22 protein-coding genes are annotated in these 21,991 nt (G+C 62.3%); 11 read left to right on the forward strand and 11 right to left on the reverse strand.

All coding sequences use genetic code 11. The features are described 5' to 3' along the window. Nucleotides 1-10: 10 nt before the first annotated feature. The gene (locus tag AADW23_RS17540; protein WP_341862235.1) at nt 11-1,144 is read left to right on the forward strand and encodes a beta-ketoacyl-ACP synthase III; all 1,134 of its coding nucleotides are present in this window, start codon (nt 11-13) and stop codon (nt 1,142-1,144) included. Nucleotides 1,145-1,153: 9 nt separating this feature from the next. Continuing rightward, complete coding sequence (locus AADW23_RS17545; RefSeq protein WP_341862236.1) at nt 1,154-2,077, forward strand: hypothetical protein; 924 nt, start codon at nt 1,154-1,156, stop codon at nt 2,075-2,077. A gap of 5 nt (nt 2,078-2,082) precedes the next feature. On the opposite strand, the gene AADW23_RS17550 is transcribed toward AADW23_RS17545, so the two are convergent. Beyond that, nucleotides 2,083-2,568 carry a hypothetical protein gene (locus tag AADW23_RS17550; RefSeq protein ID WP_341862237.1) on the reverse strand — a complete coding sequence of 162 codons (486 nt, stop codon included), beginning with the start codon at nt 2,566-2,568 and terminating at the stop codon, nt 2,083-2,085. Between the two features lie 95 nt (nt 2,569-2,663). Here AADW23_RS17550 and AADW23_RS17555 point away from each other — a divergent pair, with 95 nt between their 5' ends. Continuing rightward, nucleotides 2,664-3,254 (forward strand): thymidine kinase, encoded by a 591-nt coding sequence (locus tag AADW23_RS17555; protein ID WP_341862238.1) that lies wholly within the window; start codon nt 2,664-2,666, stop codon nt 3,252-3,254. Nucleotides 3,255-3,437: 183 nt separating this feature from the next. On the opposite strand, the gene AADW23_RS17560 is transcribed toward AADW23_RS17555, so the two are convergent. The 6 genes from AADW23_RS17560 to AADW23_RS17585 all read right to left on the reverse strand — a co-directional run bounded on the left by AADW23_RS17560 (nt 3,438) and on the right by AADW23_RS17585 (nt 7,435). After that, nucleotides 3,438-4,388 (reverse strand): D-glycerate dehydrogenase, encoded by a 951-nt coding sequence (locus tag AADW23_RS17560; RefSeq protein ID WP_341862239.1) that lies wholly within the window; start codon nt 4,386-4,388, stop codon nt 3,438-3,440. Then, complete coding sequence (locus AADW23_RS17565; RefSeq protein WP_341862240.1) at nt 4,382-4,720, reverse strand: tRNA-binding protein; 339 nt, start codon at nt 4,718-4,720, stop codon at nt 4,382-4,384. Before AADW23_RS17565 ends, AADW23_RS17560 begins: the two co-directional genes overlap by 7 nt. An 8-nt stretch (nt 4,721-4,728) precedes the next feature. Beyond that, a complete protein-coding gene (proC, locus tag AADW23_RS17570; RefSeq protein ID WP_341862241.1) occupies nt 4,729-5,538 on the reverse strand; it encodes a pyrroline-5-carboxylate reductase in 810 nt (269 codons plus the stop codon). Between the two features lie 153 nt (nt 5,539-5,691). Next, the gene (locus tag AADW23_RS17575) at nt 5,692-6,195 is read right to left on the reverse strand and encodes a YbjN domain-containing protein (protein WP_341862242.1); all 504 of its coding nucleotides are present in this window, start codon (nt 6,193-6,195) and stop codon (nt 5,692-5,694) included. A gap of 300 nt (nt 6,196-6,495) precedes the next feature. Continuing rightward, nucleotides 6,496-6,903, reverse strand: a complete 408-nt coding sequence (locus AADW23_RS17580) for a DUF2726 domain-containing protein (protein ID WP_341862243.1) — start codon at nt 6,901-6,903, stop codon at nt 6,496-6,498. 292 nt (nt 6,904-7,195) lie between these two features. Continuing rightward, the gene (locus tag AADW23_RS17585) at nt 7,196-7,435 is read right to left on the reverse strand and encodes an accessory factor UbiK family protein (RefSeq protein WP_341862244.1); all 240 of its coding nucleotides are present in this window, start codon (nt 7,433-7,435) and stop codon (nt 7,196-7,198) included. Nucleotides 7,436-7,554: 119 nt separating this feature from the next. Between AADW23_RS17585 and lgt the strand changes: the two genes are divergently transcribed. The 4 genes from lgt to AADW23_RS17605 all read left to right on the forward strand — a co-directional run bounded on the left by lgt (nt 7,555) and on the right by AADW23_RS17605 (nt 10,678). Continuing rightward, a complete protein-coding gene (gene lgt, locus AADW23_RS17590; RefSeq protein ID WP_341862245.1) occupies nt 7,555-8,463 on the forward strand; it encodes a prolipoprotein diacylglyceryl transferase in 909 nt (302 codons plus the stop codon). Further along, nucleotides 8,453-9,493, forward strand: a complete 1,041-nt coding sequence (locus tag AADW23_RS17595) for an SAM-dependent methyltransferase (RefSeq protein WP_341862246.1) — start codon at nt 8,453-8,455, stop codon at nt 9,491-9,493. The genes lgt and AADW23_RS17595 overlap by 11 nt, the downstream gene beginning before the upstream one ends. 15 nt (nt 9,494-9,508) lie before the next feature. Continuing rightward, a complete protein-coding gene (gene pgeF / locus AADW23_RS17600) occupies nt 9,509-10,252 on the forward strand; it encodes a peptidoglycan editing factor PgeF (RefSeq protein WP_341862247.1) in 744 nt (247 codons plus the stop codon). 294 nt (nt 10,253-10,546) lie between these two features. Then, nucleotides 10,547-10,678, forward strand: coding sequence for a hypothetical protein (locus AADW23_RS17605; protein ID WP_341862248.1), 132 nt, complete (start codon nt 10,547-10,549; stop codon nt 10,676-10,678). A 149-nt stretch (nt 10,679-10,827) separates the two neighbouring features. Here AADW23_RS17605 and AADW23_RS17610 read toward each other — a convergent pair whose 3' ends face one another. Further along, nucleotides 10,828-12,840 carry a sulfotransferase gene (locus tag AADW23_RS17610; RefSeq protein ID WP_341862249.1) on the reverse strand — a complete coding sequence of 671 codons (2,013 nt, stop codon included), beginning with the start codon at nt 12,838-12,840 and terminating at the stop codon, nt 10,828-10,830. Between the two features lie 3 nt (nt 12,841-12,843). Continuing rightward, nucleotides 12,844-13,344 (reverse strand): Lrp/AsnC family transcriptional regulator, encoded by a 501-nt coding sequence (locus AADW23_RS17615; protein WP_341862250.1) that lies wholly within the window; start codon nt 13,342-13,344, stop codon nt 12,844-12,846. 188 nt (nt 13,345-13,532) lie between these two features. On the opposite strand from AADW23_RS17615, the gene trxB reads away from it, so the two are divergent. Together trxB and AADW23_RS17625 are read left to right on the forward strand one after the other, a co-directional pair. Continuing rightward, nucleotides 13,533-14,528, forward strand: a complete 996-nt coding sequence (gene trxB, locus AADW23_RS17620) for a thioredoxin-disulfide reductase (protein WP_341862251.1) — start codon at nt 13,533-13,535, stop codon at nt 14,526-14,528. A 264-nt stretch (nt 14,529-14,792) separates the two neighbouring features. Next, nucleotides 14,793-16,862, forward strand: coding sequence for a bifunctional sulfate adenylyltransferase/adenylylsulfate kinase (locus AADW23_RS17625; protein WP_341862252.1), 2,070 nt, complete (start codon nt 14,793-14,795; stop codon nt 16,860-16,862). Nucleotides 16,863-16,931: 69 nt separating this feature from the next. Here the strand turns inward: AADW23_RS17625 and AADW23_RS17630 are convergent, their stop codons facing one another. Together AADW23_RS17630 and AADW23_RS17635 are read right to left on the reverse strand one after the other, a co-directional pair. Then, entirely contained in the window at nt 16,932-17,291 is a 360-nt protein-coding gene (locus AADW23_RS17630) for a PRC-barrel domain-containing protein (protein WP_341862253.1), read from the reverse strand. Nucleotides 17,292-17,513: 222 nt separating this feature from the next. Further along, nucleotides 17,514-18,965: a 2-isopropylmalate synthase gene (locus AADW23_RS17635; protein WP_341864355.1), complete on the reverse strand. Its 1,452-nt coding sequence runs from the start codon at nt 18,963-18,965 to the stop codon at nt 17,514-17,516. Between the two features lie 232 nt (nt 18,966-19,197). On the opposite strand from AADW23_RS17635, the gene AADW23_RS17640 reads away from it, so the two are divergent. Together AADW23_RS17640 and AADW23_RS17645 are read left to right on the forward strand one after the other, a co-directional pair. Next, nucleotides 19,198-20,856: an NAD+ synthase gene (locus AADW23_RS17640; RefSeq protein WP_341862254.1), complete on the forward strand. Its 1,659-nt coding sequence runs from the start codon at nt 19,198-19,200 to the stop codon at nt 20,854-20,856. A 338-nt stretch (nt 20,857-21,194) separates the two neighbouring features. Further along, nucleotides 21,195-21,929, forward strand: a complete 735-nt coding sequence (locus AADW23_RS17645) for a leucine-rich repeat domain-containing protein (protein ID WP_341862255.1) — start codon at nt 21,195-21,197, stop codon at nt 21,927-21,929. The last annotated feature ends 62 nt before the right edge of the window (nt 21,930-21,991 follow it).

Here is a 21,991-nt window from a genome sequence, read left to right on the forward strand (position 1 = left end):
GGAGAGCGACATGTTTGAACCAGCCATCACAGGATCCGGGGTTTTCACCCCGGAGTTGAGCATTTCCAATGACGAACTCGTCGTGGCCTTCAACGCCTACGCCGACCGCTGGAACGCGGAACATGCCGATGCCATTGCGTCGGGCGAGGCCACCGCGATGGCCCATTCCTCTAGCGATTTCATCCTCGCGGCCTCGGGCATCGAGAGCCGCTATGTCCTTGATAAATCTGGCCTTCTAGATCCGGAGGTGATGCACCCCTGGCTACCCGCCCGCGAAGATGATGCGCCCGGCGTGATGGCCGAAATGGGCGTGGATGCCTGCCAAAAGGCGCTGGATATGGCCGGCGTTGCGGCGGCGGACGTGGATCTGGTGATTTGCGCCGCCTCCAACCACGAACGCGCCTACCCCGCGATCGCGATCGAGATACAACAGCTTCTGGGCACCGGCGGCTTTGGCTTCGACATGAACGTCGCCTGTTCCTCGGCCACGTTTGGGATACAGGCCGCGGCCGATATGATCCGTTCAGGCTCCATCAATCGGGCGTTGGTGGTGAACCCCGAGATATGCTCCGCCCATCTGGAATGGCGCGACCGCGATTGTCACTTCATCTTTGGCGACGTCGCCACCGCCGTGTTGATCGAGCGGTCCGACCTTGCCACCGGCAGCTACTTTGCCATCAAATCCACCCGCTGCGCCACCGAGTTTTCCAACAACATCCGCAACAACAACGGATTCCTGCGCCGCACCCGCGAAGGCCAGATGGACGACCGCCGCGACATGCAGTTCATGCAGAATGGGCGCAAAGTGTTTAAGGAAGTGTTGCCGATGGTCTCGAAACATATCGCCGAGCATATGGAGGCCGAGGGCGTTACCGCCGATGATTTGAAGCGTCTTTGGCTGCATCAGGCCAACAAGACGATGAATGATTACATTGGCAAAAAGGTTCTAGGCAGGGTGCCGGAAGACGGCGAGCAGCCCAATATCCTGCAAGACTACGCCAACACCTCTTCCGCCGGGTCGATCATCGCTTTTTCCAAATACTCCAATGACATGGAAGCCGGTGACACGGGCCTGATCTGCTCGTTCGGGGCGGGCTATTCGGTGGGGTCGGTGATCTTGCAGAAGGTCGCACAGGCGGGCTGAAGGGGCGTCATGGGCTTCGCTGCCACCAAAGATCGGACCTTTGCGGTTTATGACAAAGTGTCAGGCTGGATCGCCCGCCGTCCGGCCCCCGTCAGGCGCGCGGCCTACGGTATTTTCGGCGGGATCTTGTGGGTCGCCTACGCGCTTCCCGGCAACCTTGTGCGCCCCACGATGAAGGCGCTGGCCCGCCACGCAGGCAGCCCATCCTCTGCCAATTTGTTCCACGGCTTCGTGCGCAGATTTATCGCGGGCACCGATATGACGGAACAGGTGCGCCACGGTTTCGGCGCGACGCTCGACGGCGCGTTAACCATTCCCGACAAAGAGCGGCTTGACGCCTATCTGGCCAACGGCGGCCTCTTTCTGGCGCTGCCGCATCTGCACGCCTCCCTCGCCATGACGCGCTGTTTGGCCCAATCCTACGACATTCTGGCGGTCGTCAGCCTGACCCGAAACGCCAGCCGGGCCGAGGCGCAAAAGGCGCTTTACGCGCAGGTTGATGGTGATTTTCTGGACGCCCGCAACGAAGAACCGGCCAAAGTGGCGCGCAGCATCCTGAAAGCGTTGAAGGCGGGCAAGATCGTGGTCGGCACCGTGGACCGCATCCAGAAGGCCCCGCTAACCGCCTACGACAAGGAAAACGACGTGGTCCGAGTCGAGGCGTTTGGCCAGCCTGTGGGCTACGGCGGCTGGCCCACGCGCTTTGCCGCCAAGGCCGGCGCACCGCTGGTTCCGGCCATGGTCACCCAAGACGCGGGCGGCGGCATTTCCTTGATCCTGGGGGACGCCACCGTGCCCACAGGCGACGTGCCGCAAGCCACGCAGGTCTGGGTTTCCGAATTGGAACGGTTGGTTAAGGCACACCCCGAAGAATGGGCCTTTTCCCTAGACAAGCATTGGTCACGGATCGTGCAGGCCGATCCGCCGCAGTAGCGCGATCAGGCGCGGCTGTCGGCCTCCAGGCGTAGCTTCATCTCTACCAGAACCTTCTGAAGTTCCAGCGTTTCTTCCAGCAAGCGCCGGGTCTCATTCACCGAAATCACGCCGTCCTCTATGGATCGCTGATACTCTGCCATCAGCACCGCGAACTTCTGGCTCAGCGCAATCACGTTGTTATTCACGCTGCCCATGTTGTCGCCGCGCACCTCGTTGCGGCGGTCCGACCCGTAAGACATCTGCCCGCCGTTCAGCTCGGCCAGCGCCGCTGTGACGTGGGGAAAGCTCGACGCGGCCTCAAGCGCGGCCACGGCATCCACGGGCATGAAACGATCCGCATGTTCATCGGACTCCGAGAAATAGCGCCCCAGCGTCGCCTTGGACCGCCCGGTCAACTCACACGCCGCCGCGTAGCCTACATCCTTGATCAAACGCTCGGTGTGGCGCTTCAGGTATCCACGCGCCGTAATGTTGTCCGTACCACTCATACTCGACCAATCCTTTTCGTCCCGTTAACAGAACCCGCTTTCGGGTCACCCGTCAACGTCTTGCCAGCGCTCGTGACTTGGGCCAAACCACGGGAATGGCCAAGCTATATTTTAACTACTCCACCATGAACGCGGGCAAATCGACCCTGCTGTTGCAAGCCTCCTACAATTATATTGAACGGGGCATGCAAACCTATCTGTTAACCGCGAATTTCGACGATCGCGCGGGTATGGGCAAGATCGGGTCGCGCATCGGGATCGAGGCCGAAGCCGATACCTACACCCAAGCCGATGATTTATTTGCCAAGATCCGGGCGCGTCTGGAAACCGGCCCCTGCGCCTGCGTGCTGATCGACGAGGCCCAATGGATGACCCGAGAGCAGGTTTGGCAACTGGCCCGCGCCGTGGATGATCTGGGCGTGCCCGTCATGGCCTACGGCTTGCGCGTCGATTTCAGGGGAGAGCTTTTCCCCGGTTCCGCCGCCCTTTTGGCGCTGGCCGACGAAATGCGAGAGGTCCGCACAATCTGCCACTGTGGCAAAAAGGCCAACATGGTGATCCGCGTCGATGAGAATGGCGACGCCGTGGCCGAGGGCGCGCAGATCGAGGTGGGCGGCAATGACCGCTACATCAGCCTGTGCCGCAAACATTTCCGCGAAGCGATTGGTGATGCACCGGGCAATTAGGATTGGCCTGAAAGCCCTGCCCTGGGTGGGGATGGCGCGGTTCGGCGCGGCAGGGATATTTCGCTGACCTCAGCTTTGACGGCTGCATGGCCCGATGGACCTGCGGCTCCGGCCAAGACAGCACCTGCGCGGCGAATTGAGACAGCTGCGAGGAGAGCCTGAAAGGGCTCGACGAGGGGCGCGTTACACGGCGTTGGGCGCAGCCCGGCCCTCGGCCACGGCAATCACATTATCCAGCGCCATACGGCCCATATCTTCGCGCACTTCCAGCGCCGCCGTGCCCAGATGCGGCAACAGCGTCACGTTCTCCATCGCCCGCAGGGCGTCGGGCACCAGCGGCTCATGTTCATACACATCCAGGCCCGCGCCCGCGATCTTCCCGGCTTCCAACGCGGCAATCAGCGCCGCCTCATCCACCACATCCCCGCGAGAGATATTCACCAGCACCCCGGAAGGCTTCATCGCCGCAAACTGCGCCGCCCCCATCAGGTGCCGCGTCTGTGCGCCGCCGGGCGTGGCCAGAACCACCACGTCGGCCAGGGCCAAAGCCTCCGCCATCGGCATCTGTTCCGCCGGGAAATCCATCTGCTTTTCAGACCGGTTCACATAGACGATCCGGCAGCCGAACCCAAAGTGGCAGCGCCGCGAAATCGCTTGCCCAATCCGGCCCATGCCGACAATGCACACGGTCTTGCCGCTAAAGTGCATCCCCAGCATTTGCACTGGATGCCACCCGTCCCAGGCGCCCGCGCGCACCATCCGTTCGCCTTCGCCCGCGCGCCGTGCCGTCATCAGGATCAGCGTCAGGGCAATGTCAGCGGTCGCATCGGTCACCGCGCCCGGCGTGTTGGATACCGCCACGCCCGCCGCACGGGCTGCATCCACGTCGATATGGTTATAGCCCACCCCGAAGTTCGCCAGCACCTTTGCGCGGGGCTTTCCGGCGGCCTCAAAGGCGGGGGCCTGAAAGGCATCCCCAAGGCTCGGCAGGATCAGGTCGTAATCGCGCAGAGCCGCCACGCATTCGGCGTGGTCCATCGGTTGCGTCGTCGTGCGACAGGTCACGTCAAACCGTGCCTCTGCGTCGGCCATGACGGTTTCAGGCAAGCGGCGGGAAATCAGGAGGCTCAGCAAAGGCGCTCTCCATTCGTGACGCCTTGATCCGGCCCCACCAACACAATCCCGCCGTCCGCGTCATGGAGCCCAAGGATCAGCACTTCCGAGCGTACCGGCCCGATCTGACGCGGAGGGAAATTCACCACCCCCATGACCTGTTTGCCCACAAGGCGCTCAGGCGTGTAATGGGCCGTGATCTGAGCCGAGGATTTTTTCTCGCCAATCTCGGCCCCGAAATCGACCCAAAGCTTGATCGCGGGTTTGCGCGCTTCGGGGAAATCTTCCGCGCGAGTGATGGTGCCGACGCGGATATCCACGGCCATGAAGTCGTCGAAGCTGATCTCGCTCATCGGGTCGCTCACTTGCGCAATTCGCGGGATCTGTGGGTCGCAGCGGCTACGGTCTTGCGCATCAAGGGGGCCAAACCGCCCTCGCCCATCAACACCTCCAGACCGGCCTGGGTCGTCCCATTGGGAGAGGTCACATTGATCCGCAATTGTTCCGGTGTTTCAACGGCTTGCTCCGCCAAGGCCCCGGCACCCGCAACGGTGGCTTTCGCCAGTTGCATCGCCATTTCCGCCGGCAGGCCTTCGGCACGGGCGGCAGCGGCGAGCGTATCAATCATGTAGAAGATATACGCAGGCCCAGAGCCTGAAATCCCCGTGACCGCATCAATCTGGTTCTCGTTCGTCAAGCGCACCACCTGGCCGATGGCCAACAACATGCCTTCGGCCATGTCCAAATCGTCCGGGGTCGTCTCAGAATTGCCCACAATCGCCGTGATCCCCTTGCCCACCGCAGCAGGCGTATTCGGCATGGAGCGGACAACCCGCGTACCCGCCCCGAAGGCTTGCTCGTAGACTTGAATGGTCGTGCCCGCAGCCACCGACAAAATCAGCGTCTCGCCGCCCCCAAACCGGGCCACCTGCGGCAGCGCGTCCTGCATCATCTGAGGCTTCACCGCGATCATCAAGACCGCAGGGCTCTCTGGCAAATCCCCGTTGATCGACACGCCCGTGCCTTGCAGCCACTCGGACGGATTGGGGTCGATGATGTGGACCGCTTCCGCCGATAGACCTTCCGCCAGCCATCCCTGCAACATCGCAGAGCCCATCTTGCCACAGCCAAGCATCACCAGCCCACGGCTGTTAATCAGTGTCATATCCATAAACGCTTCCCCCGGGCACCAAATGGGTGCTTGTCACCGGGCCTAGAGTGCCAGTGTCCAGAGGGCAGGAAAAGGGGCGCGGGTGACGCGCGTGGGAAGTGTTGCTTAAACGTTCCGCCTGTGCGGCCCGAGCGTGGCGAGGGGCGGTTAAGCCTATGCGCGGCCGTAGGTTTCGGCGATTGCGACTTCCATCGCCTGCTCGGGCGTGTTGTCAGACCACAGCGCCAATTGGAACGCGGGGTAATAGCGTTCCGAGGCCACAACGGCGGCCTCCACCATGCAAGCAATCTGATCGGCCGAGGCCAGTTGCTCGCCCGCCAGCACCAGGCCGTAACGGTAAACCATCAGTTTCTGCGAGGCCCAATAGGTAAACGCACCCGCCCAACAGCGGTCGTTCACAAGGTTCATCGCCTCGTAGAGTTTCGGCAGGGTGCCTTCGGGCGGCTCCATATCGAAGGTGCAGATCATCCGCAGCGTTTCGTCGTACGAGGACCACGCAAGGGTAATGGAGTAACTGCGCCATTGCCCTTCGATCGACATCGCAATCTGGTCGTCCGCGATGCGGTCAAAGTCCCATGCGTGATGGGCGGCCAGAGTTTCCACTATATCAATGGGGTGCAACTCATCGAAATCGACGTATTGTTCAGCGTGCGACATAGCCCCAAACCCCTTCAGGTCGGCAGCCCTCGTGCCCTTGGTAGTTCCTACCTAATTGGCCACGACGGCTTGGTGTCTTTCCTAGGGCTTGGCTGCTCGGCCTCAATCCCTACGAAATATGGTGATCCTTCGGGGACTCCCTGTAAAGAAGTATTTTTGTTGAGGAAATAGGGCCGAGTCGCGAATTCTGCGGTTAACCACAAGATATTGTGATTTTGTCAAGACGATCCACAAGTCCGTGAGTTATCCACAGATTTATGTGCATAACCGCTGAGCAAATTGTGAGTAAGTTTTTCGCGCCTACTCCGCCGCAACCCGCGATATCGTCCCCAAAAGGTCATGCAAATCGCGCCGCTGACCTGCTGTGAGGCCGGATTTCTCGACCTCCACCAACGGAACGCCGGCCTGGTCGCACACCGCTCGCTTTACGGCATCTCGCGCCTTGGCGTCGCCCTGATAGTGGCCTGAGCCTTGGTATTCAATAACGCAACACGCCATCCAATCCGCGTCAACGATAAGGAAATCGACACGCTTGGGGTTGAACGCGTTGAAAACGGTTTGCCACTTGGACGGCGGCATCCCCTTTCGATCGAGGCGCAGAAACTCTCCCATCGAGACCTGAGCCAAAAGAGTATGTGAACCGCTTTGCCGGACAATGTCCGCCAAGGCCCGATGCACGGCGCGCTCGGATTGGTTGAGCACCGGCACCGCGCGGACCGGGGCGCGACGGATCGCGCGGAGAACTTGCCTTGAATTGGACCGCGGCCGCCGACGCCGCGACGTGCCCCCCAGTAGGAGGCAAACAAAGGCAACACCCAAGGCGGCATAAACGGCAACGGGCATTTCAATAGCGAATGGAAGAAGATCAGAGAGGTCCATAGCGAACCGATTTCATGACAGATTGGCAAAAGTTTGACGCATCGGCCGCACTCTTGCCTGCAACCATGAAAAAAGCCGCCTCGGTCAGAGGCGGCTTTAAATACTGCGGTCAGGCAGAGGCTTACTTACCTTCCAGCGCGTCCAGACGGGCTTTGAGCACCTCATTCTCTTCGCGGGCCTTTTGGGCCATGGCGCGGACGGCGTCGAATTCTTCGCGGGTCACAAGGTTCCGGTTCGCCAACCAGCGATCCATCATGCCGTTCATCGCAGTCTCGGCCTCGTCCTTGGCGCCTTGGGCCACGCCCATGGCGTTGGTCATCAGCTGGCTGAGGTCGTCCATTACTTTATTGCGGGTTTGCATCGGCGGGCTCCTACTTCTGTTGTGATGGATATGGGCGTTGGCCGCACAGGTATCAAGGTTGACAACGTCGCAGCAGCCCCCCACCCAAGGGGGAAAATGTGACCGCGAGGCCCCTTCATATGCACGCCATTCCTTTCCCGCCGCTCTCGCCCGAGTTGTTCGAGATATCCCTTGGCAACTCCACCTTCGCGCTGCGCTGGTATGCGCTGGCCTATCTGGCGGGGTTGGGGCTTGGCTGGTGGGTCATCATGCGCGCCTGCAAACGGCCCGAGTTGTGGCCCCACGACACGCCGCCGATGCTGCCCGAGAAGGTGGAGGGCCTGCTGACGGCGGTTGTCATCGGCGTGATCCTGGGCGGGCGGCTTGGCTACGTCGCCTTTTATCAACCGGGCTACTATCTGGAAAACCCCGGCCTGATCCTACAGGTCTGGCAGGGCGGCATGTCATTCCATGGCGGGCTTCTGGGGGTGACGATTGCGGCGTTGATCTTCTGCCGGATCAACAAAGCGCCGCCGTTGCAGGTGGCCGATGCCATGGCGATGGTGGTGGGCTTTGGCCTGCTGTTCGGGCGTTTGGCGAACTTCGTGAACGCAGAGCTGTGGGGCCGCGCCTCGGACGCGCCATGGGCGGTGATCTTTCCGGGGACGGCGGCACAGGATTGCGCGGGGCCGGAAGGGTTGGTGAATTACCTGGGCGCGACGGTCTGCGCGCGCCATCCCTCGCAGCTTTATGAGGCGGCATTGGAAGGCGCCTTGCTGCTGGCCGTCGTGTTGACGCTGGCCTTCAAGGCCGGATGGCTGAAACGCCCCGGCGCGATCACGGGCATGTTCCTGCTGATCTACGGCGCGTCGCGCTATCTGGTGGAGTTCTTCCGCCAGCCCGACGAGCAATTCACAGGCCCCGACAACCCCATCGGCTACGCGCTGGCGCTATCGCCCGAGGTGGGCCTGACCATGGGGCAGATCCTGACGATCCCCATGGTTCTTGTGGGTATATGGTTAATTCTGAGGGCAAAACGTGTCGCTTAAAGAACGGATGATTGCGCGGATTGCCCGCATGGGTCCGATGTCTTTGGCCAACTACATGGCCGAGTGTCTGCACGACCCCAACCACGGATATTACGCCACCCGCGATCCCTTGGGAGAGAGCGGAGATTTCACCACCGCCCCCGAGATTTCCCAGATGTTCGGAGAGCTGATCGGCCTATGGCTGGCGCAGGTCTGGATGGATCAGGGCGGCGGCGCCATGCGGCTGGTGGAGCTTGGGCCGGGGCGCGGCACGCTGATGGCCGATGCGCTAAGGGCGACACGGGCCGTGCCGGGGTTCCACGCGGCGATTGATCTGCATTTGGTAGAGGCCTCTCCGGTCCTACGCGCGGCGCAAAAGCGAACGTTGGACGGCTACGGGCCCACCTTCCACGACTCACTGGGCGACGTCCCAGAAGGCCCGATGCTGTTGATCGCAAACGAGTTCTTCGACGCGCTGCCCATTCGTCAGTTCCAGATGAACGACGCGGGCGATTGGCAGGAACGGCAGGTCGGCACGGCAGAGGGCGCGTTGATCTGGGGCCTCGCACCCCCCGCGCCGCTGGAGGTCCGAGAGGGCTTTACCCCCGGCATGATCGTGGAAACCTGCGCGCCCGCCCAAGCGATCGCCGGGGAAATTGGCCGCCGCGTGGCCCAGGGCGGCGCGGCGCTGATCGTGGATTACGGCGATTGGCAAAGCCGGGGCGACACCTTCCAGGCGCTGGAAAACCACGCCTATGCCGACCCGCTGGCCACCCCCGGAGAGGCGGACCTTACTGCCCATGTGGCGTTTGAGCCGATCGCGCAGGAGGCCGGGGTCAACGCTTCGCCGCTGACCACGCAAGGGGTATTCCTGGAACGTCTGGGCATCACGGTGCGGGCACAGGCGTTGGCCAACAAGCTGCAAGGTCCGGCACTTGACGCCCTTGTCGCCGCGCACCGACGCTTGACGCACCCCGACGAAATGGGGACGCTGTTCAAGGTGCTGGCGCTGACCCCCAAGGGCGCGCCCCCGCCCCCTGCCCTCGACTAACGCCGGAGTTTCGTGATGACCCTATCGCCCCTGACCTCCCCGCTATTGGACGGCGTGACCCACGGGTTTTTCACCCGTGAAGGGGGTGCCTCGACCGGGGTCTATGCGGGGTTGAACTGCGGCACAGGATCATCCGATCAGGCGGAAGTGGTGGCCGTAAACCGCGCCCGCGTGGCCGAGGCGATGGGGGTGAAGGCTTTGGCGGGCGTGCATCAGGAGCACTCCGCGGCCGCCGTCGTGGCCGATCTGGAGGCCAAACCCAAGGCCGATGCGCTGGTGACGGCGACGCCCGGCCTTGCGCTGACCATTCTGACCGCCGATTGCCAGCCCGTGCTTTTTGCCGACACGCAAGCGGGCGTGATCGGGGCGGCCCACGCGGGCTGGAAGGGCGCAGTGGACGGCGTGCTGGAAGCGACGCTGGACAGGATGGAGGACCTGGGCGCCGACCGCGCCCACGTGAAGGCAGTTATCGGCCCGTCGATCAGCCAACGCGCCTATGAGGTGGGCCAGGAGTTTCTGGAACGTTTCATGGATGAAGACCCTGAATATGGGCGCTTTTTCGTGAACGGTGTGGACGGCAAGTATCAGTTCGATCTGGTGGGCTTTGGCCTGTTCCGCCTGCGTGCCGCTGGCGTGGCCGAAGCCGAATGGACCGGCCATTGCACCTATTCCGATCCGGCCCGGTTCTATTCCTACCGCCGCACGACCCACCGGGGTGAAGCGGACTACGGACGGCTGATCGCCTCGATTCGTCTGTAGCGGGGGCGGACCTGTCCGATTCTGGGATTCGGGCCGGAAGCAGCCGCCCGATTGGTTCCGAATTGGACACAATCGCGGCGCGACCTGCCCCAAGTTGAGCACAATTTTAAATTGTTTGGCGCACAAGCCTAATGAAACAACGCTTTTGCGCCGCATTCCCCGCCGCAAAATTGCCCCGATGATTCACCGCCTGTTAGAGATTTCGCCCCATAAGTGACCCAAACCCGAGCCAGATTAACTGCAACGGAACAAACGCAGCTCGAAACTGAGCGCTCGGCAAAAAGGAACACGATTATGAAAACGCGTCGCTGGATGGAAACGGTCTTGAACGAAGCGAAAAAAGAGCAGGTTGAATTGCCGTGGGCGCGCAAAGTGCGCGCTGCACGGCGTGCGGAGAAGCCGCAACTACTGACGGCCGCTGAATAAGCGGAAAGACCCCGGATAAAAGACCCCGAGGCCCCATAATAATATCGCTACCACGGGCGCGGCTAGAATGGCGGCACACCGAAGGATTGCACGGAAGGGCGGCCAGAATGGCGGCCCTTCTTTCGTTTCAGGCAAGGGTTTTGCGCGGATTAAGGCGCGACTTGATAGCTTTGCTCCAAGGCTTGGATCAACGGCTGTAACGCCGTCTCATGGCGGCGCCAGCCCGCAACGGCGGCGGTTCCAATGGGCTGCCGGGCCTGCGCGAAGCTGAGGGTCTGGATGCGCCGCCCCGACGCCTCGGGCGCAAGGCAGGCATCGTTCCAAGGCAGATCGACCCCAGCCAGCAAGGCGCGGATGTGGGGCGCGGGATCAGCGGTAAGCGCCTCATATTCCACCACATGAACCCGGTCGGGCAGCGCCTTTTGCCAGAACGCAACGACGGCATCGTGCAAGCGCATGTAATGGCCCATCGCACGCAAATCATAGGCGTAACGGTGAGTGCCCTCCGGGAACATATTGCGATAAAGCGACAGCCCGGTGTCGCGATGATCGCGTTTGACCAGCACGAAATGGGCGCCCGGAAGTGCCCGCGCCGCGTGACCAATGCGGGAGAACGTGGCGATTGCCTTGTCCGCGATAACCCGCGCCCCCCCGGTCCGACGCTGTGCCCCCGCAAGGTAGCGCGTGCCGGCGGTGGCCAGCGCCTCGGGCGACAGCGTGTCGTGGCGCAGTGCCTCCAACACGGGGGACAGCGCACGGGTGAGGAAGGGCATTTCGCCCCCCGCGACCACATCGGGGTGTGCCGCAAGGATGGTCTCGATCAACGTCGTGCCAGAACGCGGCAGGCCGGTGACGAAAAGCACCGGGTCAGCGGGCCCGTTGGCAGGCAAGTCCTTGAGGGTGCCCCATTCCGCTACCAGCCGCCGCGCTTCGGCCAGATCGGCGTCAAAATTGTAGGGATAAGCCTTTGCCATCAACCGGTTCGCCACATCGAGATGCGGGAAAACGGCGTCGTGTTCGCCCATATCCCCCCGCGCTTTGGCAGCAGCAAAATGCAGAGAGGCCCTGTCATAGGGTTTGAGGTCCGCACGCGCCAAGGCCGTTTCCAGCAGGGGCAACATCGGGTCATCGGCGGTGATCTTGCGCCCGTTCATATAGGCGCGAAAGGCCTCTCCACTGGTGGGATTGGCCGCGATGGCCGCCGATAGCCCGGCCTCGGCAGCCGAGAAATCGCCGGCGGATTGGTGCAATTGCGCCCGGTGGATCAGCAGCGCGTCGGTGGGGGTGGTCAGCGCGTGGTCCAGTACCGCCTCGGCCCCTCGGATGTCGCCGGATTCCTCTAGGCCGATCGCGGTCGTGCGCAGTAACGGCACCCGCGCGGCACCGGCTTTGATCGCCACTTTGGCGGCCTCTAGCGCGCGGTCGCCCTGCCCGGTTTGCGCCAAGGACAGCGCCAGCTCGGTCGCCCCGCGCATGGACGTCGACTTGGCCCCTTCCAGAGCGGCGACGGCCTCTTCCGGGCGTCCGGTGTCGCGGAAAAGGCGCGCGCGGGCGACGGTGGCCTCAGGCGAGGACTGGCCCGCCAGCGTGGCTTCGGCCTGCGCTGGACGCCCCTCGGTCCCATAGGCGCGGGCAAGGGCAAGCCGCGCGGGCGTGTGGGACGGATCACGGGTTGTCGCGGCCTCAAGCGCGGCGACGGCGGGTTTCGACAGGGCAAGCCGCGCCTCCCCCAGCAGATAGACCGGCCAAAACGCCGCTGGCGCCCGTTTGTTCAAGGCGATGGCCGCGGCCTCGGCCTGCTCCGCCCGGCCCGCCTTGAGCGCTTGCAGGATCGGGCGGGCGTCAGCCTCGGACCCCAGTGGGATCTTGGCGCGCTGCGCGTCCTTCTCCAGTTTCACCCGCGCACCGCCCCGCAGGACCCCGTGCAGACCTTGCCAAATAGCGGCCTCTTTCGGCTTGCGTTTCAGGGCCGCGCGAAAGCCTGCTTCGGCCTGTTTGGGATCCCGATCCGCAAGGCAACGGGCCCGCTGAAACAGCACCTCGGGGATGTAGGGTTTTACGGAAAGGATACGGTCATAGAGCGCCACGGCCGCGTCGATCTGGCCCGCCTGTTGCGCGCTCAACCCCTCGCGATACAGGGCGGTAAGGTCAAGCGGCGCCATGGTTCAGGCGATCTGCGCGAGGCGTTCTTCCATCACGTCGAAGGGCACGCCGGGGGTGTCTTTGGCGCCCCGGATCACCAGCGACGTGCGCACAGATGCCACGTTGGGGGCAGAGGTCAGCTCTCCGGTCAGGAAGCTTTGGAAGGACGACAGGTCCGGGGCAACGCATTTGAGGATAAAGTCGATGTCGCCGTTCAGCATGTGGCATTCACGGACCAGCGGCCAGCCGTGGCAACGCTCTTCAAACGCCATCAAGTCAGATTCGGCCTGCGACGCGAGGCTGATCATCGCGAAGACCTGCACCTCGAACCCCAGTTGGCGGGCGTCCACCTCGGCATGGTAGCCGGTAATGTAGCCCGCTTCTTCCAGGGTGCGCACCCGACGCAGGCACGGCGGCGCCGAGATGCCGACGCGCTTGGCCAGTTCCACGTTCGTCATGCGACCATCGCCTTGCAGTTCGGCCAGAATCTTCCGGTCGATCTCGTCCAGTTTGGTTTGCGGCATTGGTCGTCGTTCCCTGCATGCGCGATTTTCAGATGAACCGCAGCCCTAGTTGTTTGCGCAATTATATTTCACGGTCGCGCAAGAATTGGAATAGGTCACGTGCAATTGAGTGTATTTTTGCGGGGCTTTAAACGGGACGCGGAGGGGGATATATCGCGGGGGTCACACCGCCGCTGGAGAGCCACCCCATGTCCGAGTCCCGCCACACCCGCCTTCTTATCATCGGCTCCGGCCCCGCAGGCTATACCGCCGGCGTCTATGCCAGCCGTGCGATGTTGGAACCGATCTTGGTGCAGGGCATCCAGCCCGGCGGCCAGCTGACGATCACCACAGATGTGGAGAATTGGCCCGGCGACAATTCCGTGATGGGCCCTGATCTGATGGTCCGCATGGAGGCGCACGCCAAGGAAATGGGGACCGAGATCATCGGCGATCACATCCAATCGCTCGATCTGTCGAAGCGGCCCTTCACGGCGCAGGGCGACAGCGGCACGACCTACACGGCGGATTCGGTTATTCTGGCGACGGGCGCCCAGGCGAAGTGGTTGGGCTTGCCGTCCGAGGAACACTTCAAGGGCTTTGGCGTATCGGCCTGCGCCACTTGCGACGGCTTCTTCTATCGCGGTCAAGAGATTGTCGTGATCGGCGGCGGCAATACTGCTGTGGAAGAGGCGCTGTTCCTGACCAACTTCGCCAGCAAGGTCACCCTGGTCCACCGCCGCGATAGCCTGCGGGCCGAAAAGATCATGCAAGATCGCCTGTTCAAGAACCCCAAGGTTGAGGTTCTGTGGAACCACTCGGTCGAGGAAGTCGTGGGCACGTCCGAGCCGCGCGGCGTCGAAGGCGTGCGTGCCAAGCACGTAGAGACCGGGGAAATCACGGAAATTCCCTGCAAAGGCTTCTTCGTCGCCATCGGCCACGCGCCCGCGACGGAATTGGTCAAAGACCAGCTGGACATGCACAACGGCGGCTATGTGAAGGTGCAGGCAGGGACGACTAAAACCTCGATCCCCGGTGTTTTCGCAGCGGGCGATTTGACCGACCACGTCTACCGCCAAGCGGTGACGAGCGCAGGCATGGGCTGCATGGCGGCGCTGGACGCAGAGAAGTTCCTGGCCGAGATGGAGGGCGAAGACGTCGCCGAGGCAGGCGCCTATGCCGCGCCCGTGGATGCGGCTGAGTAACGCGTTTCGGCGACATTGAGGGGGCGGGTTCGCCCTGCCCCTTTGCACTGAATGCTCTGCAAGTTTCCTTGAAACCTGCCACATTCTTAACGAATTTCGCTTTTAGATAACCCGAAGCCGCCCTGACAACCCGTCGGGCGCGGCTTTCGTGCGCCGCAAAGTCACTTTAGGAAAATTTTATGTTCATCGATGAACAAAGTTCTTTGACATGGCGGCCAGTTGTGGCATGCGTTCATCCGTGAACAAACTTTGGACCTGAACTTTATGCCCGCCCCTGTGACCCTGCCGGAAGATGACCTTCTCTTCCGCCTTCTGCGCCAGATTGACGTCGCGCCGGAAGGCTCGCAACGGGTGACGGCGCAGGCGCTTGGCGTCAGCCTGGGCAAACTAAACGCGCTGTTGCGTGCGGTGACCGAGGCCGGGTTTGTGCAGATCAACGACAGTGACAGCCCCGACCGACGCCAAAAGGTCAGCTACACGCTGACCCCGCGGGGGGCCGCCCATAAATCGCGGCTGGTGGATACGTTCCTTGCCCGCAAACTGAATGAATACAACGCGCTACACGCCGAACTGACCGGCAAGGCGCTTTCCTCAAAGCTTTCGAAAAATAGGACTACGACCATGGCAGCCCCCCTCCACGCTCCGATCCCGGAGCTTTATGTCTCTTACGACAGCGCCCAGAAACTGAAGGTTGAGGCGGCTGAATTGCCCTCCTGGGACCTGACCGCCCGTCAGGTTTGCGATCTGGAACTGCTGATGAACGGCGGCTTTAACCCTTTGAAAGGGTTTATGGGCGAAGATGACTACAACGGTGTGGTCGAAGACATGCGCACCACCGATGGCACTCTTTGGCCGATGCCAATCACTCTGGACGTGTCTGAAGCGTTCGCCGGGGACGTGGAACCTGGCCAAGACATCGCCCTGCGCGACGCAGAAGGCGTGATCCTTGCGATTTTGTCGATCAGCGACAAGTGGACGCCGAACAAAGCCGTGGAAGCGGCGAAGGTGTACGGCGCCGATGACATTGCGCATCCGGCGGTGAACTACCTGCATAATGTTGCGGGCCCGATCTATCTGGGCGGCGCAATTACCGGCATTCAACAGCCGGTGCACTATGATTTCCGCGCCCGTCGCGACACCCCGAATGAGCTGCGCGCCTATTTCCGCAAGCTTGGCTGGCGTAAGATTGTGGCGTTCCAGACCCGCAACCCGCTCCACCGCGCCCATCAGGAACTGACGTTCCGCGCGGCAAAAGAAGCACAGGCCAACCTGCTGATCCATCCCGTTGTGGGCATGACCAAGCCGGGCGACGTGGATCACTTCACCCGCGTGCGCTGCTATGAGGCCGTGCTGGACCAATACCCCGCCGCGACGACCTCGATGAGCCTGCTGAACCTCGCCATGCGCATGGCCGGCCCGCGGGAGGCCGTTTGGCACGGTCTGATCCGCAAAAACCACGGCTGCACCCACTTCATCGTGGGTCGTGACCACGCCGGACCGGGCAAGAACTCTGCAGGCGAAGATTTCTATGGCCCCTACGACGCGCAGGATCTGTTCCGCGAGCATCAGGAGGAAATGGGCATCGAAATGGTCGACTTCAAACACATGGTTTATGTGCAGGAGCGCGCCCAATACGAGCCCAACGATGAAATCGAAGACCGCGATAACGTGACGATCCTCAACATCTCGGGCACGGAACTGCGCCGCCGTCTGCGCGAAGGGCTGGAAATCCCTGAGTGGTTCAGCTTCCCGCAGGTGGTGAAAGAGCTTCGCCGCACCTCTCCCCCGCGCTCGCAGCAGGGTTTCACGGTGTTCTTCACCGGGCTTTCCGGTTCGGGCAAATCCACCATCGCCAACGCGATCATGGTGAAGTTGATGGAGCAAGGCGGCCGTCCCGTGACGCTGCTGGACGGCGATCTGGTGCGCAAGAACCTGTCGTCCGAGCTGGGGTTCAGCAAAGAGCACCGCGATCTGAACATCCGCCGGATTGGCTATGTTGCGTCGGAAATTACCAAGAACGGCGGTATCGCCATCTGCGCGCCCATCGCACCCTACACGGCCACCCGCCGCGCGGTCCGCGAAGAGATTGAGCAGTTCGGCGCGTTTGTGGAAACCCACGTGGCGACCTCGTTGGAGGAATGCGAACGCCGCGACCGCAAGGGCCTGTACAAGCTGGCGCGTGAGGGCAAGATCAAGGAATTCACAGGGATTTCCGACCCTTATGAGGCCCCCACCAATGCCGAACTGGTTGTGGATACCGAAGGCATGGACGTCGATTACTGCGCACAGCAGGTGTTGCTGAAGCTGGAAAGCATGGGCCTGATCAAGGCCTGAGAAGCGACCAATAAAAAGAAACCGGCCCTTGGCGTTCCAAGGGCCGGCCTTCGTTTCAGCGCCGCGCTATCAGATCCAATAGTAGGGAGCCGCGAAGTAATCGTGAGTCCGCGTCTCCCAGTCCCGGTTGCGATACCAATCATTTGGCCGCTCCGGTGCGCCCGTGAGCTGTTGTTCCGTAATTGACGTGACATAGCCATTCTTGGACGTGTCATAGGTCAGTTTGTTCCACGGAATTGGGTGGTGTTCCTCACCCATCCCAAGAAAGCCGCCAAAGCCCATCACGGCGTAGGATACCTTGCCGGACTTCTTGTCGATCATCAGATGGTCAATCTCACCGACCTTTTCGCCGCCAAGGCCGTAGACCGTGGTGCCGTTCACATCGGCTGAACTGACCAGTGGATTAGTTTCATAGCTATCGAGTGCCATTGTACGTCTCCTTCTTCGGTTGCGGTAAAGAGGAAACGAATGGGGCCGTGCGATGTTCCAAGATTTCTTAAGACGAGAGGCCTTAACACGAAAGCCAGTCGGCGGCGCGACCCAACCGGGGCCCAGAGTTTTGCAAAACTCTGGGCAGCCTTTTGCAAAAGGCTCGTTAGGCCCTTGCAAGGGCCTGGACAAATCCTTGCAAGGATTTGTCCGCGCGGTGGGTTAGTTTTCGGTATCGGTCGGATCAAGCGCGCCCGGCTCAACCTCGCCGGTGTCGGGGGTTTCGGCGGGCGCGGGGGCGTCGTCACCTCCGCCGGAGGGCAGGCCGTTTTCCCAAGCGCCTTCAAGCACTTCGCCTGTGGCATAGGTCATCGTGCCGTCGCCCTGCCGCCTGCCATTCACAAATGTGCCGACATAGACATCGCCGTTGGAATAGGTCGCAGTGCCTGCGCCGTTGATCTCTCCATCGGCCCAAGCGCCGGTATAGGTGAAGCCATCAGGCATGGTTAATGTCCCCTGCCCGGCCCGTTGACCGGCGGCAAACGTGCCCTCGTAGGTGGTGCCGTCGGCATAGGTGGCGCGGCCTTGCCCGTGGCGCAAACCGTCCTCCCACTGGCCCTGATAACGGTAGCCGTCCGGGTGGCTCATCGTGCCTTGCCCGTGCTGGCGGGCGTTCAGGAATTGGCCATCGTAGACGAGACCGTTGGCATAGGTCGCTACGCCCGCCCCCTGGATCACCCCATCCACCCAAGCGCCCACGTAGGACGCGCCATCGGGGTAGGTGATTGTGCCCTGCCCATGGGCAAGGTCATTGCGGAACATGCCGGTGTAAACCGAGCCATCGGGGTAGGTGACGGTGCCTTCGCCCTCGATCCGGCCCTCGACCCAGTTGCCGGTGTAGACATAGCCATCGGTCCCGGTGAACGTGCCGGTACCGTGGCGGCGGTCGGCGGCAAAGGCACCTTGGTAAACATCGCCGTTTTCATAGGTCACACGGCCCGTGCCCTGGCGTTGGCCGTTCACCAGCGTGCCCACGTAAACGTCGCCGTTGGGCTGCGTCAGCGTGCCTTCGCCGTTGATCTGCCCCTCGGCCCAAGCGCCATCGTAGATCACGCCATCGGCCATTTCCAACCGCCCGGTGCCCGACCGGACGCCGCCCGCGAATTGGCCTGTGTAGGTCGCGCCATCGGGATAGGTGATCGTGCCGGTGCCCTGCTTGACGCCATCGACCCAATCGCCCTCGTAACGGTAGCCGTTGGGGCCGGTCATCACGCCTTCGCCGTGGTGGAGCGCATTACGGAAGGCCCCGGTATAGGTCACACCGTTGGAATAGACGGCTGTGCCCTGCCCCTCGATCCGGCCCTCGACCCAAGCGCCTTCATAGGTGGAGCCATCGGCAAAGGTGATCGTGCCGGTGCCTTGGGGACGCCCGGCCACAAAGGCACCTTCGTAGATCGACTGGTCGGGGAACACGGCGCGGCCTTGGCCTCGGATTTCGCCATCCACCCAAGTACCGGTATATTCATAGCCGTTGGGCAGGCGATACGTTCCGGTGCCGTGCTGGACCCCGTTGCGGAATTCACCCTCGTAAATCCCGCCGTTGTCGTATTGCTGGATGTCTGTTGTCGTCTCGCCCCCGGCGGCGGCGTCTGGCGTCGCGGCTTCTTGCGCCATGGCGCTGCCTGCGATCATCATCGCGGCGACACCTGCCAAAACTACTGGGCTTCCCAAAATCCGTGACGTCATTGCTCGCCCCCCTCAACCGGAGATGTTGTTCATTTCAGTCGCAAAGCTAGGTGACGACGGGGTTTCGCGCAACGTCTTTAACCTTGTTCGTGCAACGCTTGGCGCTTGGACGCAGGCGCCAACCTGATATGACAGGCGCAACATCCGATGAGGAAGCACCATGGCCGACACCTTTCGCCTGACTTTGGCACAGCTAAATCCCACCCTTGGCGACTTGCACGGGAACGCCGATCTTGTTCGCAAGGCCTTTGCAGCGGCCAAGGCCGAGGGCAGCGATTTCCTCGCGTTTCCTGAGATGTTCATCACCGGGTACCAATTGCTCGATCTGGTGATGAAGCAGGCTTTCGCCGAAGACGTCCAGCGGATCATTGCCAGTTTGGCCGCAGAGCTGGCCGATGGCCCCGCCTTTGGCATTGGTGGCCCGATGTGGGGCGGCGACAAGCCTTACAACGCGTACTACATTTGCGATGGCGGCAAGGTCGTAGCCACGATCCTGAAGCACCACCTGCCCAATTACGCCGTCTTCGACGAGGTCCGCTATTACCACAGCGCCGATCCCCAAGGCCCGGTCAGCATCAACGGTGTGCGCGTCGGCTTCCCGATTTGCGAGGATGCGTGGTTTGAGGATGTCTGCGAGACGTTGGAGGAATCCGGGGCGGAGATCCTGATCTCGCCCAACGGGTCGCCCTACCATCGCGGCAAGATGGAGCTGCGCCAGTCCGTCATCGTGTCCCGCGTGGTGGAAACGGGTCTGCCGATGGTCTATCTGAACCTGCTTGGCGGCCAAGACGACCAGGTTTTCGATGGCGGATCGTTCGTGCTGAACCGGGGCGGCAAGTTGGCGGTGCAGATGCCTCAGTTTGAAGAGGTGCTGGCGCAAGTCGAGTTCACCCGAGGCGATGAGGGTTGGGCCGCCGAGGAAGGCGAAAAAGCGCGTCTGCCCGGAGAATACGAGGCCGACTACCGCGTGATGGTCATGGCGCTGGGGGATTACCTGCGCAAGACCGGCTTCAAATCGGTGGTCCTGGGCCTGTCGGGCGGCATCGATTCCGCGATTGTGGCCTGCATCGCCGCCGATGCCATTGGGCCGGAGAATGTGCATTGCGTGATGCTGCCGTCACGCTTCACCTCCGAGACCTCCCTTGATGATGCCCGCGACGTGGCCGCTCGGTTGGGGTGCAGGCTCGACACGATCCCGATCACCCCCGCGCGCGAGGCTGTCACCGCTTCGCTTGCGCCGCTGTTTGAGGGCTGGGAAGAGGACGTCACCGAAGAAAACATCCAGTCGCGTCTGCGCGGCGTCATGTTGATGGCCCTGTCCAACAAGTTCGGCTCCATGCTGCTGACAACAGGCAACAAATCCGAGGTCGCGGTGGGCTATGCCACGATCTATGGCGACATGGCGGGGGGCTACAACCCGATCAAGGACCTCTACAAGACCCGCGTGTTCGAGACCTGCCGCTGGCGCAACCGAGAGCACCGCGACTGGATGCTGGCCCCCGCGGGCGAAGTCATTCCGCCGCGCGTCATCGACAAGCCCCCCACGGCCGAGTTGCGAGAGGATCAGAAGGATCAAGACAGTCTGCCGCCCTATGCCGACCTTGACGTGATGCTGGAGATGCTGATCGACAAGGATCTGAGCGTCGCCGAAGTGATCGCCGCAGGCTACGACGCCGAATGGGTCCGCAAGGTCGAACGGTTGATTTATCTGAGCGAATACAAACGTTTCCAAGCGGCACCGGGGGCGCGTTTGACGCAAAAGGCGTTCTGGCTGGATCGCCGTTATCCGGTGGCCAATCGCTGGCGTGATGGGGGGTGAGCAGCGTTTCGGGCTTTGCCCGATGGAACGTCCAGTGGACGTTTCAAGCTGCGAACGGGCGGAGCCCCGGGAAGGCGGTTCGGGCTGCGACGTCCATGCTGATTGAAGGGCTTGGTCGACCTGGGCTGGTGGCGGAGCGAGGGGCCAGCCCCTCGCACTCCCCGGGATATTTGAAGAACGAGGACATGGGAACCTACGCGAACCTTACATGGTTGGTTCGACGATCGCGGGCGCGAGCCTGCCACGCGCCTTGGGACGGGGAAACCTCCATTTCGGTGGCGACTTGGCGCGGTTATCGTTAAGTCCACATTCCTTTCCGCCATCAAAGTGTCACCGCCATGCCCCTCCGCCTGCCCTCCCCCGTCCTGCCCCGTTTTATTCTGCCCGCCGTAGCTGCCGCCGCCCTTGTGGCGTGCCAGCCCGACGCTCCTGATTTCACCGTAAACGGTCAGGAGGCGCTGGACACCTGCGTGGCACAGGCCTGCGAGACGCTGATGCTCGATGGGTTGGGCCTGAGGGATTACAGCCAGATCAATGGGTTATCCCATGTGACCTCGCTGATGGTCAGCTATACGGATTTCAGCGATCTGAGCGCAATCGCGGACATGGCGCAGTTGCGGGAGTTGCACATGGCCTCGGCGCAGGTGCGCGATCTGAGCGGGCTGGCGGCCCTGCCCAATCTGGAGCTTCTGCACGTCCAGTTCAACGAGCCCACCAGCCATGCGCCCATTGCCGGACTGAGCGGCCTGCGCGAATTGGCCGTGGGTGGGCCCGATTTCAATGACTTGAGTTTCGCCGCCAATATGCACGGGTTGGAGCGGTTGCTGATTACCAGTTCCGCCCCAGATCTGGACCTGTCCACGCTGGGGGCCAATCGCGGCCTGCGCACCGTCGAGATGCACGGGGCCGATACGCTGGAGCTGGCCCCGTTGCTGGCCTTGCCGAACCTGCGGCAGGTGTCTTTGAGCTACAACGGCCAGGCGTTTGGCCCGGCGCAGACCCAAGCGGTCCTGCAGTTGCGCGCGCGGGGTGTGATCGTGGATGTGGAAGAGATCCTGCCGCCCGTCTGCTAAGGCCCCTTGCCTTCGCGGCGCTGAAAGCGTTCCTTGAGGTCTGCGTTGACCCGGGGCCGCCG

It is taken from the genome of Gymnodinialimonas sp. 57CJ19 (assembly GCF_038396845.1).
Classification (GTDB): domain Bacteria; phylum Pseudomonadota; class Alphaproteobacteria; order Rhodobacterales; family Rhodobacteraceae; genus Gymnodinialimonas.

Bases quoted from the DNA above. Each gene is read 5' to 3' on its own strand.
- AADW23_RS17550 (WP_341862237.1), bottom strand. From the start codon at position 2,568: ATGAGTGGTACGGACAACATTACGGCGCGTGGATACCTGAAGCGCCAC.
- AADW23_RS17635 (WP_341864355.1), bottom strand. From the start codon at position 18,965: ATGGCGCAAGAAGCCGCGACGCCAGACGCCGCCGCCGGGGGCGAGACG.
- proC (WP_341862241.1), bottom strand. From the start codon at position 5,538: ATGGATATGACACTGATTAACAGCCGTGGGCTGGTGATGCTTGGCTGT.
- AADW23_RS17565 (WP_341862240.1), bottom strand. From the start codon at position 4,720: ATGAGCGAGATCAGCTTCGACGACTTCATGGCCGTGGATATCCGCGTC.
- AADW23_RS17615 (WP_341862250.1), bottom strand. From the start codon at position 13,344: ATGCCGCAAACCAAACTGGACGAGATCGACCGGAAGATTCTGGCCGAA.
- AADW23_RS17605 (WP_341862248.1), top strand. From the start codon at position 10,547: ATGAAAACGCGTCGCTGGATGGAAACGGTCTTGAACGAAGCGAAAAAA.
- lgt (WP_341862245.1), top strand. From the start codon at position 7,555: ATGCACGCCATTCCTTTCCCGCCGCTCTCGCCCGAGTTGTTCGAGATA.
- AADW23_RS17545 (WP_341862236.1), top strand. From the start codon at position 1,154: ATGGGCTTCGCTGCCACCAAAGATCGGACCTTTGCGGTTTATGACAAA.
- AADW23_RS17610 (WP_341862249.1), bottom strand. From the start codon at position 12,840: ATGGCGCCGCTTGACCTTACCGCCCTGTATCGCGAGGGGTTGAGCGCG.
- AADW23_RS17575 (WP_341862242.1), bottom strand. From the start codon at position 6,195: ATGTCGCACGCTGAACAATACGTCGATTTCGATGAGTTGCACCCCATT.
- AADW23_RS17630 (WP_341862253.1), bottom strand. From the start codon at position 17,291: ATGGCACTCGATAGCTATGAAACTAATCCACTGGTCAGTTCAGCCGAT.
- pgeF (WP_341862247.1), top strand. From the start codon at position 9,509: ATGACCCTATCGCCCCTGACCTCCCCGCTATTGGACGGCGTGACCCAC.
- AADW23_RS17585 (WP_341862244.1), bottom strand. From the start codon at position 7,435: ATGCAAACCCGCAATAAAGTAATGGACGACCTCAGCCAGCTGATGACC.
- AADW23_RS17640 (WP_341862254.1), top strand. From the start codon at position 19,198: ATGGCCGACACCTTTCGCCTGACTTTGGCACAGCTAAATCCCACCCTT.
- AADW23_RS17645 (WP_341862255.1), top strand. From the start codon at position 21,195: ATGCCCCTCCGCCTGCCCTCCCCCGTCCTGCCCCGTTTTATTCTGCCC.
- trxB (WP_341862251.1), top strand. From the start codon at position 13,533: ATGTCCGAGTCCCGCCACACCCGCCTTCTTATCATCGGCTCCGGCCCC.
- AADW23_RS17625 (WP_341862252.1), top strand. From the start codon at position 14,793: ATGCCCGCCCCTGTGACCCTGCCGGAAGATGACCTTCTCTTCCGCCTT.
- AADW23_RS17555 (WP_341862238.1), top strand. From the start codon at position 2,664: ATGGCCAAGCTATATTTTAACTACTCCACCATGAACGCGGGCAAATCG.
- AADW23_RS17540 (WP_341862235.1), top strand. From the start codon at position 11: ATGTTTGAACCAGCCATCACAGGATCCGGGGTTTTCACCCCGGAGTTG.